Source organism: Priestia iocasae (assembly GCF_016909075.1).
In the GTDB taxonomy this organism is placed as follows: Bacteria; Bacillota; Bacilli; order Bacillales; family Bacillaceae_H; genus Priestia; species Priestia iocasae.
Map to the genome: position 1 here is coordinate 1 of NZ_JAFBFC010000003.1, position 11,976 is coordinate 11,976.

General features: G+C 39.0%; 16 protein-coding genes. 7 read left to right on the plus strand and 9 right to left on the minus strand.

Translation table 11 applies throughout. The features are described 5' to 3' along the window. Positions 1–200, plus strand: a 200-nt coding sequence (locus JOC83_RS08075; RefSeq protein WP_205186078.1) for a zinc ribbon domain-containing protein, incomplete at its 5' end; no start/stop codon positions are given. 248 nt (positions 201–448) lie between these two features. Here the strand turns inward: JOC83_RS08075 and JOC83_RS08080 are convergent. Next, positions 449–1,036: a DUF6944 family repetitive protein gene (locus tag JOC83_RS08080; RefSeq protein WP_205186079.1), complete on the minus strand. Its 588-nt coding sequence runs from the start codon at positions 1,034–1,036 to the stop codon at positions 449–451. A 162-nt stretch (positions 1,037–1,198) separates the two neighbouring features. Beyond that, on the minus strand, positions 1,199–1,714 hold the full coding sequence (locus tag JOC83_RS08085) for a methylated-DNA--[protein]-cysteine S-methyltransferase (RefSeq protein ID WP_205186080.1): 516 nt from the start codon (positions 1,712–1,714) through the stop codon (positions 1,199–1,201). Positions 1,715–1,861: 147 nt separating this feature from the next. Between JOC83_RS08085 and JOC83_RS08090 the strand changes: the two genes are divergently transcribed. Next, entirely contained in the window at positions 1,862–2,479 is a 618-nt protein-coding gene (locus JOC83_RS08090) for an NUDIX hydrolase (protein ID WP_205186087.1), read from the plus strand. A 64-nt stretch (positions 2,480–2,543) separates the two neighbouring features. Here JOC83_RS08090 and JOC83_RS08095 read toward each other — a convergent pair whose 3' ends face one another. From JOC83_RS08095 to JOC83_RS08110, 4 genes are all read right to left on the minus strand, one after another. Beyond that, positions 2,544–3,794: a S8 family peptidase gene (locus tag JOC83_RS08095; protein ID WP_205186089.1), complete on the minus strand. Its 1,251-nt coding sequence runs from the start codon at positions 3,792–3,794 to the stop codon at positions 2,544–2,546. Between the two features lie 209 nt (positions 3,795–4,003). Further along, positions 4,004–4,486 (minus strand): GNAT family N-acetyltransferase, encoded by a 483-nt coding sequence (locus tag JOC83_RS08100; protein WP_205186091.1) that lies wholly within the window; start codon positions 4,484–4,486, stop codon positions 4,004–4,006. Between the two features lie 20 nt (positions 4,487–4,506). Further along, entirely contained in the window at positions 4,507–4,956 is a 450-nt protein-coding gene (locus JOC83_RS08105; RefSeq protein WP_205186093.1) for an SRPBCC family protein, read from the minus strand. Between the two features lie 35 nt (positions 4,957–4,991). Beyond that, positions 4,992–5,579, minus strand: a complete 588-nt coding sequence (locus JOC83_RS08110) for a histidine phosphatase family protein (RefSeq protein ID WP_205186094.1) — start codon at positions 5,577–5,579, stop codon at positions 4,992–4,994. A gap of 154 nt (positions 5,580–5,733) precedes the next feature. Here JOC83_RS08110 and JOC83_RS08115 point away from each other — a divergent pair, with 154 nt between their 5' ends. The 5 genes from JOC83_RS08115 (at position 5,734) to JOC83_RS08135 (ending at position 8,773) form a co-directional block, all read left to right on the plus strand. Then, positions 5,734–6,513, plus strand: a complete 780-nt coding sequence (locus JOC83_RS08115; protein WP_205186095.1) for a DeoR/GlpR family DNA-binding transcription regulator — start codon at positions 5,734–5,736, stop codon at positions 6,511–6,513. Between the two features lies 1 nt (position 6,514). Further along, a complete protein-coding gene (locus tag JOC83_RS08120) occupies positions 6,515–7,381 on the plus strand; it encodes a Cof-type HAD-IIB family hydrolase (protein ID WP_205186096.1) in 867 nt (288 codons plus the stop codon). A 533-nt stretch (positions 7,382–7,914) separates the two neighbouring features. Beyond that, complete coding sequence (locus JOC83_RS08125) at positions 7,915–8,079, plus strand: MFS transporter (protein WP_205186097.1); 165 nt, start codon at positions 7,915–7,917, stop codon at positions 8,077–8,079. A 263-nt stretch (positions 8,080–8,342) separates the two neighbouring features. After that, entirely contained in the window at positions 8,343–8,492 is a 150-nt protein-coding gene (locus JOC83_RS08130) for a hypothetical protein (protein ID WP_205186098.1), read from the plus strand. Then, on the plus strand, positions 8,489–8,773 hold the full coding sequence (locus JOC83_RS08135; protein WP_205186099.1) for an antibiotic biosynthesis monooxygenase family protein: 285 nt from the start codon (positions 8,489–8,491) through the stop codon (positions 8,771–8,773). The genes JOC83_RS08130 and JOC83_RS08135 overlap by 4 nt, the downstream gene beginning before the upstream one ends. Before the next feature lie 59 nt (positions 8,774–8,832). On the opposite strand, the gene JOC83_RS08140 is transcribed toward JOC83_RS08135, so the two are convergent. The 3 genes from JOC83_RS08140 to JOC83_RS08150 all read right to left on the minus strand — a co-directional run bounded on the left by JOC83_RS08140 (position 8,833) and on the right by JOC83_RS08150 (position 11,964). Beyond that, positions 8,833–9,606 carry an SDR family NAD(P)-dependent oxidoreductase gene (locus JOC83_RS08140; protein ID WP_205186100.1) on the minus strand — a complete coding sequence of 258 codons (774 nt, stop codon included), beginning with the start codon at positions 9,604–9,606 and terminating at the stop codon, positions 8,833–8,835. 130 nt (positions 9,607–9,736) lie between these two features. Further along, a complete protein-coding gene (locus JOC83_RS08145) occupies positions 9,737–10,702 on the minus strand; it encodes a nucleoside hydrolase (protein WP_205186101.1) in 966 nt (321 codons plus the stop codon). Between the two features lie 119 nt (positions 10,703–10,821). Next, positions 10,822–11,964 carry a hypothetical protein gene (locus JOC83_RS08150; RefSeq protein WP_205186103.1) on the minus strand — a complete coding sequence of 381 codons (1,143 nt, stop codon included), beginning with the start codon at positions 11,962–11,964 and terminating at the stop codon, positions 10,822–10,824. Between the last annotated feature and the right edge of the window lie 12 nt (positions 11,965–11,976).

Here is an 11,976-nt window from a genome sequence, read left to right on the forward strand (position 1 = left end):
TTGTTGCGGTTGCTAAAAACTTTCCTTCTAGTCAGCTTTGTTCAACGTGTGGTCACAAACATCAAGCCGTTAAAAGTCTCACTTTGCGTGAATGGAAATGCCCTTCTTGCACAAGCCATCACCAAAGGGATTTGAACGCAAGTATGAATATTCGTAATGAAGCATTGCGATTAACCGCAGGAACTGCGGGGATAGCCTAATCAATAACAAACCGATAGGTTTGTGTTCTTAGGAATCCCCCACTTCAATTAGACCGTGAGGTCAATAAGTGGTGGGTAGTTCAATGAACATCATTCGACAAAGACATGTGAAATCCTTTTGACCAATTGTGAACATAGTTTGTTATTCTGCTTTTGCTACAGGGGTTAAATTTTGTAAAATAGACGCCTAAAAAGAATAAGAAAAAAATGCCCCCCCAAGAGATCATGATTTACTCGTCAACCCACCACTAGTTATCGATACTAAAACCATACAACTCAATGAATGCTCCAGTAACAATAACCCAGCCTCCAACAAATAAAAGGATTTTACCTGTCTCTTCCTGTTCATTAATTCGCGACACATGTCCTGATGATTCAATGGCTGAACCAACAGCGATGAGCTCATTTCCTAATACTTCAATTCGCCCTCTTCTTGTTGGCCTTGCGGATAATCCAACTACTTCAAACGCTGCACCTACAGACTGAACCCCACTTCCTAACGCATTTAAAGGTATTCCTTCTTCCTCATTCTCTTGTATTTCTAAGTTCGTCGCAAATGCATTGGTTGTATTGCCAACAGCTTGTATCCAACAACCAGCAATCGTATAAAGGTCAGGCTGAAATCGCTCTTTTTCAAACTGCTTCGTTCGTCCAATCGCTTGAACGGCATTGCCCACTGCTTCCACACTATTCCCTTCAACAACGAGAACTCTGCCTTTTTCATCATTAAAAAAGGTATCTCGCGTTTGTCCAATTGCAGCAATGACCGTTCCAAGCGCAAGGAGTAATGCACCTGATAAAATAATTTCTTCTTCCTGTTGTTGTGTATGTTCCATGTTATCCCCACCCGTTCATGTCAGCATATGTTAGTTTATTCAGTAGCGATGAGATGTGAACATTTGAACGGGTGTAACTTTTCTGCTATTTGCTCATTCATTCTTAGCAAAGACTTTCTACTGTGAACCTTTTCGTAAAACTTCACTATTTTCTACAGATACTTACGACTTAACATGTTGAATACCTTCACGTTCTAACAATAATTGTTTCATTGCAATTCCTCCACGGTACCCGGTTATTGCCCCATTCTTTCCAATAACGCGATGACATGGAATGGTAATCATAACTGGGTTTGCACCAATAGCGGTTCCGACTGCGCGAACCGCTGAAGGTCGCCCAATTCGTTTAGCAATATCAGAGTATGAGCATGTTTTCCCATATGGAATTTGCTTTAATGCTTCCCACACTTCTTGTTGAAAAGCCGTACCAGTCACATCAACGGGTAGAGAGAACACGCTTCTTGTTCCTTCTATATATTCTTGTAGCTCTTTTACATACGGCTGAAGGGCCTGTTCATTTTCTTCAAATGTCGCGTCTTTAAATTTCTTTGCAACGGAAGCGATAAATTCGTCTCGTTCTTGTACCGGTGAACCGACATAGCAAAGCCCTTTCTCTGTTTTGGCAAGATGGAACGTTAATTTCTCTGTTTTTAAGATGCCCCATTGAATTGTCGTCATTAGTCTCTCCACTCCCTTGTTTATATGTTTGTAAGCTTAACGGTTAACATTCATTTGACATAGGTTCTTGTCTTATACATGTCTACTAATTTCCACATATAGTATACTAGATAATAGAGTGAACTTAAATAACAAAGGAGACTTAACATGAGTGATCAATGGTTAGAATGGGCGAAGCGAATTCAATCCATTTCGCAAGCTGGACTAACGTTTTCAAAAGATGTGTTTGATATTGAACGTTACGAAGAGCTCCAAAAGTTGAGTGCTGAAATTATCGCTTCCTATACAAATACTGAAATGAATCACATTATCGATCTGTTCAAACAAGAAAAAGGTTACCAAACACCAAAAGTAGATGTACGAGGCGTTGTTTTTAAAGATGGAAAGCTTTTATTAGTCAAAGAAAAGCATGACGACAAATGGGCATTACCTGGAGGCTTTTGTGAAGTAGGACTGTCTCCTCGTGAAAATGCGGTCAAAGAAATAAAAGAAGAAGCTGGGTACGACGTCACCGCAACAAAACTATTAGCCGTACTCGATATGAACAAGCATCCTCATCCACCGCAGCCGTATCATTATTATAAGCTGTTTATTCAATGTGACATTGTTGGGGGTGAAGCACTCATCGGAACTGAAACGAGTGATGTGAACTTCTTCTCAGAAACAAACCTTCCTGCTCTTTCAACATCACGAAATACCCTCTCTCAACTTCAGATGCTGTTTGAATATGAACGAAATGCTAATAAACCTATCACAATCGACTAAAACATAAAAACGAGAAGTGCTACCATGAATGTAGCGCTTCTCGTTTTTTAGCTTTGTTCACTCATTATTTTACAGTCGGGAAACCAAATCCTGATGCGTAGTCGTCACCAGCTGATGCACCACTTCCACCTAAAATATCGTTGCTTTTTGCACGGTTTTGAAGTTCAGTACGAAGTTGGTTCGAAGTTAAGTTTGGATTTGATGCCCAAATTTTTGCCGCTAAGCCTGATACGTGTGGAGTTGCCATGGATGTTCCGCTAATTGTATTATAGGATCCGTCAAACCATGTTGATTCAATCGCACGTCCTGGAGCGGATACTTCCACATCACGCTCTTGAATGACATAGTCTCCATCTGTTGCAGATGTACCACGAGATGAGAAGTCTGCAACACGATATGTACCGTTTTCTTGAACGTTCTCTAACGCCGCTACCGCTACAGCATCTGCTAATGCACCTGGATAGCCGATTGTATTTTCACCTGGTCCTTCGTTTCCAGCAGCAGCAACGACAAGTACCCCTTTATTCTTCGCATACGTTACTGCATCAGAAATCAATGTATTTTTCGAAGCAGAACCTAATGACATGGAGATAACCGTTTTTTGCCCTAAACGCGTTGCTTCGTCGGCTGCGTGGCGAATTGCATTGGCAATATCATCCGAATACCCTGATCCACGGTCGCCTAGTACTTTATATGCCCACAGCTTTGCTTCAGGCGCAACACCGTAAATACCTTGTCCATCAGATCCACCGTTCGCTAATACCGTTCCCGCTACATGGGTACCGTGACCATTTTTATCGCTACACGAGTTGTCAACGAGTGGTGATTTTCGTTGTGTAAAGTCTTTACACTGTTGTGATGTACCCGCTAAGTCTGGATGTGCAATGTTAACACCTGTATCAAGAACCGCTACTGCTACTCCACTACCACCTGATGTTGTAGCGATTGATTTATTTTGATACATTGCTTCGATTCCCCAAGGTGTTTGGTCACTCGGTATTGTACGAGTGGTTGTACCCCCTCCTGGCTTTGCAGCCGTTGTTACTTTGTCTACAAGCTCCACTTTCAAGTTTTTATTTTTTTGAAGCGCTTCGAATTGTTTTTGATTCATTTCAGTTGTGAATCCTTTTTTACCAAAATCCCAACGTACGTTGTAGTTTGCTTTTGCGCTTTGAGCTGCGTTTTCGTTTGTTGAACTAATGAATACGCGCACCGTTTTCCCTTCATCTACTTGAGCAACAGCCGATGATGTATACATTGGCATCGTAAGCATCGCTCCCATTACTAAACTACTAACTACTTTTAATTTCTTCATCTCATTTCCCCCTCTTTAAATTATTTAAAAAATCAAAAAATTAAGATTGTAATCCATCTTATCATAGAGAACGAACGTTATGTATTGAGAAACAAAGAGATTTTAGTAGTTTAATAGATTCTTAAATGGCGTTTAACAAAGAAAACTCATCGTTCTTTCTGACTATAAGCAAATGAAATGAGCGGTTCAATAAGCAGGGAGTGTTCTCTCTACTTATTGATTTTATAGATGGTTTGCTTTGCTCCAAACCGTTCTAACGTGTCACTGACTGTCATCCCGACTCGTTCAAGCAAGCGGCATGATGCTTCATTTGCTGATTGTGTTTCTGCTACGAGATAAGGTTCATTGCGTTCGGTGAAAGCATACTGAATAACCGCTTTGACAACCTCTTTTGCATAGCCTTTTCCCCATGAACTCGGCAAAAACTGATATGAGACTTCCGTGCTTTTCCCGTCGTGATGCGTATCTAATGAAATAATGCCAATTGCTTCGTTTGTTTCTTTTACTCGAATGACTTGAATATATCCATCATTTGCTTTCGCAACGATCTGTGGAAATAGTTGTTCAATTACTTCTTCAGCTACTACTCCCCCTAAATAAGCTCGCACTTGTTCACTCGTATAAAGGGCTTTCGCAAGCTCGTAATCTTCTACTTGTATCGGCGTTACTACACATCGCTCTGTTTGAAGCATATCATTCATCCTCTGTAAATTTAGTAGAGTGACTCTAAGTACTCTTTTAGCGATTCAAATTGCTCCATGTAAATCCCTTTTGTAATCCAGCCGAATAGTTTGATCATGATTTTATAATAGAAATTACTTGGCTCCACTTCAAAATCCAATACTACTCGTGTGCGATTTGCAGCTAATGGCTCACATACGTAGGTCGCTGTACTAATCCCTTCTTTTGTCACGGATTGTACAGTCGTGCGATAAGGCGCTTCATATTCAAGCAAAACGGCTTCAAACGCGTATTCTTTCTTTCCTACTTTCGTGATGCTCGTGTATTTCGTACCTGGCTTATATGTGTAGCGATCTTCTTCTGACTCATAGCGATTTTCAACAAAAATACTGTTCCATTCTTTTATTTGATCATCTTCATTGATAGCTGCAAATACGTCCTCTTGTGATGCATTTATGACCATTTCAATTGTATATTTCAACCTATTTCTCCTCTTTCTACCATTATCTGAAAAGATTATAGCACGCGTTCAGTTTCTATGACTCTATTTTCCAAAAAATAAGTCGTACAACTCCAATGTTTTTTATCACTTCGTTTCTTCCCTTCCCATCCGTGTTTTCGCAACTCATTTGCAATAAGCTGATTGAAAAAGCCATGTCCAATTAAAGCAACGGATTCATGCTTTTTCGCATAGTCCATTAACACCTGACTTGCTTTCTTCGCTCGTCTTTTCGCATGACGATACGATTCACAATTTTTTGAGTATCCAGCAAACCACAAGCATCGAAACACGATTGCCCACACGCTCGGATTCATAGGAGGAGACAAAATAGAAAGCTCTGGTAGTTCCACTTCACGAAACAAGGCGTTCTCAAGGGATGTCTCAATCCCTAAAAGAGACGCTGAATGTTTCGCTCTTTTTAAATCACTTGTTACAACAAGCTTAGCTTCCATTACTCGTTGTAACGTTTCACTTGGATATTCCTCCTCTTCCTCTACGCCACCTTGATCGTACCCTCGCACCCAATCACTAAATTGGTTACTAGAAAGAGGTCTCATTTCGTTGTAGCTAGACCTTCCATGCCGAATCAATGAAATCTGCATAACTCCTTCCCCCTCTCCTTAAATTTACCATCCATTCATGTAACAGGATGATTTCACTTAAAAAAACTTATTTAAACTTAAAATATTTGCACAAAACAATAACATTAACTTATAATTACTTATGAATAATTCAATAGTAAGTGTGGTGAACACATTGTATCAAGATGAACGACTTCTTTTCATTTTAGATTTTTTAACGAAGCATCGACGCATTACGGTCGATCAAATTTGCTCATTCTATGACGTGTCTCGAGATACAGCCAGACGAGATCTCGTCAAGCTTGAAGAACAAAAAAAGATTATCCGTACACGTGGAGGGGCTTTGTTACCCGCTGCGCACAATGAAGTTAAAGGCTACCAAACTCGGCTTCAAACCGCTTCTACTGAAAAGAAACAAATTGGTCAAAAAGCAGCTTCTCTTATCCAACATGACGATCGCATCATTTTAGATTCATCTACAACCGTGCAAGCATGTGCGGAGCTGATGGAAGATGAGCCTTGTACCGTTATTACAAACTCTATTTATCAAGCCGACATTTTATCATCAAAGAACAAAATCCGTATTCAACTGTTAGGTGGAGAGCTTGAAAAGGATCATCGCTTTTTATACGGCGAATCAGTGATTGAACGCCTTAGTCATTATCATGTAGACAAATTGTTTTTAGGGGTTGTGGGGATATCTGAAAATGGGTTAACCATCGCACACGAAGAAGATGGCATGGTCAAGCGAAAAATGATCAAACAAGCCAAACAAGTCATTGTATTAGCCGATTATACAAAATTAGGTGTGACAGACTTCTATCGCTTTGCATCGTTAGAAGACATTGATTTATTAATTACCGATCAAACACCACCAAAAAAGTTTCGCAATCTCTTAAACAAACATTCCGTTGATTTGTTGATTGCGAATGACGACATCGAGGAGGACGATTAAGATGACAACCAAATTAATCGCAATTGATTTAGATGGAACACTATTAAATAACCAAAATGAAATTAGTGCTGAAAATTTACAAGCGATGAAAGAAGCGCAAGCACAAGGTGTTGAAGTTGTTGTGGCGACAGGCCGAGCAGCGTTTGACGTGAAAAAGATTTTTGAGCAAACCGATATCAACACGTGGATCATTGCCGCCAACGGAGCAACCATTCATCAGCCAAATGGTGAACCATATTTATCGGTTCCAATGAAAAAATCAGATGCCCTTGATAGTTTAAAATGGCTAGAAGAAAACGGCTATTATTACGAGGTATTTAGTGAAGAAGCCATTTACACTCCTCAAAATGGTAGAGAGCTCATTGCAATTGAAATGGATCGTTTAAAGAGTGCAAATCCAGAGCTTGATTTAGCTCCGTTACGCCTTGCCGCCTCTAAGCAATTTAGTCAATCAGGCTTTGCTTTTATCCCTTCTTATAAAGAGCTTGAGGACGAGGCGTTATCGATTTATAACATCTTAGCCTTTTCATTTGATGACGAAAAACTGACAAGAGGATGGAATCGCTTTAAAGACCGCGAAGACTTAACGCTTGTTACATCTGCGCATCATAACTTTGAGCTTGAACATAAGGACGCTTCAAAAGGAAATGCATTAAAGCGACTAGCGTCACAATTAAGGATCCCCCTAGACGAAACGGCTGCGATTGGCGACAGCATGAATGATTACTCGATGATTTCCATTGCTAAAACAGGAATCGCAATGGGCAATGCACGTCAAGAAATTAAAGACATTGCCACGTTCATTACGAAAGAAAACGACGAGCACGGTGTGGCACATGCCATTTATCGATTGTTAGAAGAAAAATAAGAAAAAGGGCTGAGACAAAGAGGCAAAGAACACCCCTGTTTGGCTCAGCTCATTCTAAAACACTTCTTCATACGTTTTTCTGTCAACTCAATTAGAAATCACCTTAAACATGCCTGTCATAGTGGGTGTCGTATTTGTCAAAACTTCATAGTTCCCCATTATGTTTCACCTCTTATCGTCATTTCACGTTCATAAGCTTGGCTCAGTTATGCATGAAGTACTGTAACCTCTTCTTTCAAAAACTTCCCTTTATGCGAACAAACGCTTGTGTATATCTTAACTTGAACTCCCCCCCACTTCAATCCAATGAATTGAATGGATTGAAGTGGAGTCTTCTCACTTGTTTATGATAAAACCCCTTTGTATTAAGAAAGAGAAGAGTGTATTTGTTTCTTTTTTTACGATGAAGTTTGTATGATAAGTCTTGTATGAAAGAGAAGAAAGACAAAGAATTAAGCACGAAACTGATAGTGTGTAGAAAAAATTACACAAATTCTAGAAAAATAAGCTGTTTTTGAAGGAAGAGGACAACCTTGACGACGAAGATATATATAGCGTTATTTTCATTAGCAATTAGCGCGTTTGCGATTGGTACAACAGAGTTTGTCATTGTTGGGCTCTTGCAAACCGTTGCTTCTGATTTATTAATTTCTGTCACGAAAGCAGGCACATTAATTTCAGGCTATGGAGCTGCATGAGCAATTGGTACCCCAATTTTCACGTTTTTAACAAGCAGCATTCCGAAGAAAGGATTGCTATTAGCGCCAATTTCCATTTTTTCTAGGAAATGGGCTGTTGGCAATCTCGAGGTTCTATAACATTTTATTGCTACCACGAATCATTACAGCAGTTGCAATGGGAAACGTGATTGGTGCCTTTACGGCATTTCTTGCATGTATTCTTGCTGTCATCAACTATCATTTGATAAAAAACAACACTTATTTTAAGGGAGAGATGGAAGATGAGTACGATTCAATTAGAGCAAATAGAACACAATATCGAATTTATTACATTTACAAACGAAGATTCCTTAACACTCGGCTTACTTTTAGTGGACTATGCAGTAGAATGTTCAAAACACTTTTTAGAACAAAAAGGACTCGTCGAATGATTATTGAACATGCGCATTTGACGATTAAAGGCGACCTGCACGAAGAATTTGTTGAAGCGATCAATAAAGGGATTCACTATGTAAAAGATGCTAACGGGTACGAAGGCTATGAGCTCATTCAAAACATCGAAAACAACAATCAGTTTTTATTAATGATCGCATGGACAACTATGGAGGATCATACAGAGCATTTTGTAAAAAGCGAAGCATTTGCGAAATGGGAAGAACTTATTTCTCCTTATTTTTCACATGCACCTACTGTCCTTCATTATCATTTTTAAGAAATGCCTTGCCGATTCAACCACTTACATATAGGTTGAATTGGCAAGGCGTTTTCGTGTTACTTTTTCATACTTTTTTTCATTAAACTAGCGCTCACTTGTGAAATGAACTTACGTGGTAGAAGTCGAGGAAGCTGAGCGGTCATGAAATTTCGTTTCCCATCAATTGTGACACTTTTTCGTTTTGAGATCGCGTTAAACGTTGTTTCGACAACCTGCTTTGAGCTTCTCATCTTTCCTACCTTGATTGAATCTGGGGCTGTATTGAAAAACTCCGTTTCCGTATTCCCAGGACATACAGCCATAATATGAATGCCTTTCTCTTTATACTCTTCATGCAACCCTTCCGTAAAGGAAAGAATAAATGCTTTTGTGGCAGCGTAGATTGACATATATGGAATGGGTTGAAAAGATGCCATTGAAGCAACATTAATGATTTCTCCTCTTCCCTTTTCAACCATTTTTCGTAAGAATAGCTGTGTCATATTGACAACTGCATTAACATTGAGCATCACTTGCTGATGATTTCTTTCATTCGAAGTCTCTAATAGTTCGCCAGTTGTACCTGCTCCTGCATTATTAACAAGCAAATCGATAAAGAGATTTTGAGCCTCCACTTCATTGTACACCTCTTGTGCTGCCCATTCTTCACTTAAATCTTTCGGTATGACATACGTGTTGACTCCAAATTGATTTTGAACGTCTGTTGCTATTTGGTCGAGTTTTTCTTTTGTTCTAGACACTAGGACGACATCGTATCCTTTTTCTGCTAAGGAATAAACAAATTGCTTGCCAATTCCTGTTGATGCTCCTGTTACAAGTGCGGTTTTCATATACAAGTTCCCTCTTTCTGCTTTAAATCTCTAAATCATAAGTAAAGCTTTATGATCAATCATTTTCATACTCTTTTTATATGTTTAAACTCTTAAACATACGGAAATATATCATTGTCTGCTACTCATGTCAATTGTTTTCACTTGAACAGCCTCTATTTTCTGCATACCTCATCTCCATCACTTTTTTTACTTCTTCTAAAAATATATCGTAATTTAATTTCATCCCTATTCGCGTTTGTCCTGCGACACCATTTGGTCGTAAGTCCGCATAGGACAACCCTTTAGCATCTCCTTGTTCGACTACTTTTACATCATAGTAAAGATAATCGGCGACGCTAGGATTAATCATCATAATAAGCGGAACAATGTCGTGAATAGGAGCACCAACAATGTCTGGAGCTAGCTTCTTATAAGCATGAAAATAGTATTGAAAAATTGGACGAACCATTAAGTAATAAGGATTTTTAACGGTTTGTGAAATCTCATCAATCACTTCTGGTGTTAAATAAGCATCGCTCGTCACATTTAAAGGTGAAATGGTTAAGTTATGAGCAAATTTCAAAATAAAATTCGACGCGGTTGGGTCTCCATGAAAGTTCGCTTCCGCAATCGGCGTCACGTTTCCAGGTCTAAAAAAAGAGCCTCCCATGAGATAAAATGCGCCTACTTTTTTAATTTGTTCATTAAATAAAATAAAAGCAGAAGCTAATGAGGTTGACCTTCCTACATCGACAATGATGAGTTCATCCTTATAGTGCTCAATTAGTACACGAATCGTATCAAATGGATATACGTGATAGATCAAATCTTCTGGTGGCTCAATTGGACCAATTCCATCGTCACCGTGAATTTGAGGATAATACACCATGTTTTCTTGCTGAATCGGTTGAGCAGCACCAGGGATAATGGGGATGTCTGATTTACCTGCTATTTGTAACAAATACGCCGCATTGCGTGTAGCCTGTTCTTTCGTCACATTTCCAAAGCTCGTTACCACACCTACAAGTTCAATATCAGGATTTAACAATGCATACATAATGGCAATGGCATCATCAATGCCCGGATCACAAAAAAGCAACACCTTTTTCGTCATAAAGCTCTCCTTTTTATTTCCATTTTTTGTAATAGTATATATGTCTTCTTTTTATCAAATAGCACTTGTTGATCAATGAGACAGGAAAAAAGAGCCCTTTCTTCCTACAGGGCTCTTTGTTATAAGATGTCTCTTGCTCGTTCTTTTTTCACTTTTATCATAAATAGCATTAACGTTAAGCCTATTACACTCATTAGTACAATCGGCCAGAGATATTGTGGCAAATATACACTCGTTATCTCTCTTACTAAGTAATTGACTCCGAACGTAACAAGTAAAAACATAAGAGGAATTTGACTACCGATGTTCGTCATATAGTTAGGCGCAACGCTCGAAATGTAAGCGACTAGTAAGAGAACCACTACTCCTACAAGATAAATCGCTGCAATTGTTAATAAAATATAGTGAAAAAAAGTAAGGTTGTACCACGAAATCAAATAATTAAAAATGGAATTAACATTTAACGATAAAAACGCCGATGTGCCATTTCCTTTATAGAGCGTAAAGAAAAGGAAAAGCTGCGCCGTCATTACTGCGATTGTTGCGATGAACGCTGCCACAAACTTTTGTGAAAACAGCCTTCTTCCAACCTTTGATGTATACTGAAGCAATAACACGTGATTTTTGCGATCTTGTAAGTAAAGAGGTGTGACAAGAATCATAATGCTTAGAAAAATAAGAATCGCCATATTTCCAATTAAGTTGTTGTAGTTTTCATAGACAATCCAACTCATCGTCGATGTATGTTGCTTTGTCTGAAGCAGTTCATCAATTCGACTTTGTTGCTTTTCTGTTAACGGCTCAATTGAGGAAGCGTGTCCTAAATGTTCTGGGTGCTCGTATCTTTCAATGATACTCTCTCTTGCTTGTAATTCCCAAAATACATCCATTTCTTCTTCAAAGTGAATGTTATCTCGCACCTTGTTAACGCGTTGATCATTTCCATCATATTGCCTAAACGCTTCATAGGAATCGATTCCGGCTCGCACAAGCTCCTTTTGTGAACGAATGTACACCTCTGCTTCTTGCTTCTGTTGCTCATATAGTTGCTTGAAGTGCTCGAATTCGTCTTCATCCATCCATTCTCCGTACTCCTCAATCATTCCCTTTGTAATCTCAAACTCATCTCTTACAGGCCTACCATTTGGAAAATGGTCAAAATCAAACATGATAAACAGATGATAAAAAATAAATGTAACAAGACCGAGAAGGATGATGGTTTTAAGTGTAAACATTTTCTTTAACTCATTCCAAATAATCATCGTTTTCGCTTC

Coding starts and splice junctions, on each gene's coding strand:
- JOC83_RS08080 (WP_205186079.1), bottom strand. CDS start 1,036: ATGGAACATACACAACAACAGGAAGAAGAAATTATTTTATCAGGTGCA.
- JOC83_RS08085 (WP_205186080.1), bottom strand. CDS start 1,714: ATGACGACAATTCAATGGGGCATCTTAAAAACAGAGAAATTAACGTTC.
- JOC83_RS08090 (WP_205186087.1), top strand. CDS start 1,862: ATGAGTGATCAATGGTTAGAATGGGCGAAGCGAATTCAATCCATTTCG.
- JOC83_RS08095 (WP_205186089.1), bottom strand. CDS start 3,794: ATGAAGAAATTAAAAGTAGTTAGTAGTTTAGTAATGGGAGCGATGCTT.
- JOC83_RS08100 (WP_205186091.1), bottom strand. CDS start 4,486: ATGCTTCAAACAGAGCGATGTGTAGTAACGCCGATACAAGTAGAAGAT.
- JOC83_RS08110 (WP_205186094.1), bottom strand. CDS start 5,579: ATGCAGATTTCATTGATTCGGCATGGAAGGTCTAGCTACAACGAAATG.
- JOC83_RS08120 (WP_205186096.1), top strand. CDS start 6,515: ATGACAACCAAATTAATCGCAATTGATTTAGATGGAACACTATTAAAT.
- JOC83_RS08130 (WP_205186098.1), top strand. CDS start 8,343: ATGAGTACGATTCAATTAGAGCAAATAGAACACAATATCGAATTTATT.
- JOC83_RS08135 (WP_205186099.1), top strand. CDS start 8,489: ATGATTATTGAACATGCGCATTTGACGATTAAAGGCGACCTGCACGAA.
- JOC83_RS08140 (WP_205186100.1), bottom strand. CDS start 9,606: ATGAAAACCGCACTTGTAACAGGAGCATCAACAGGAATTGGCAAGCAA.
- JOC83_RS08145 (WP_205186101.1), bottom strand. CDS start 10,702: ATGACGAAAAAGGTGTTGCTTTTTTGTGATCCGGGCATTGATGATGCC.
- JOC83_RS08150 (WP_205186103.1), bottom strand. CDS start 11,964: ATGATTATTTGGAATGAGTTAAAGAAAATGTTTACACTTAAAACCATC.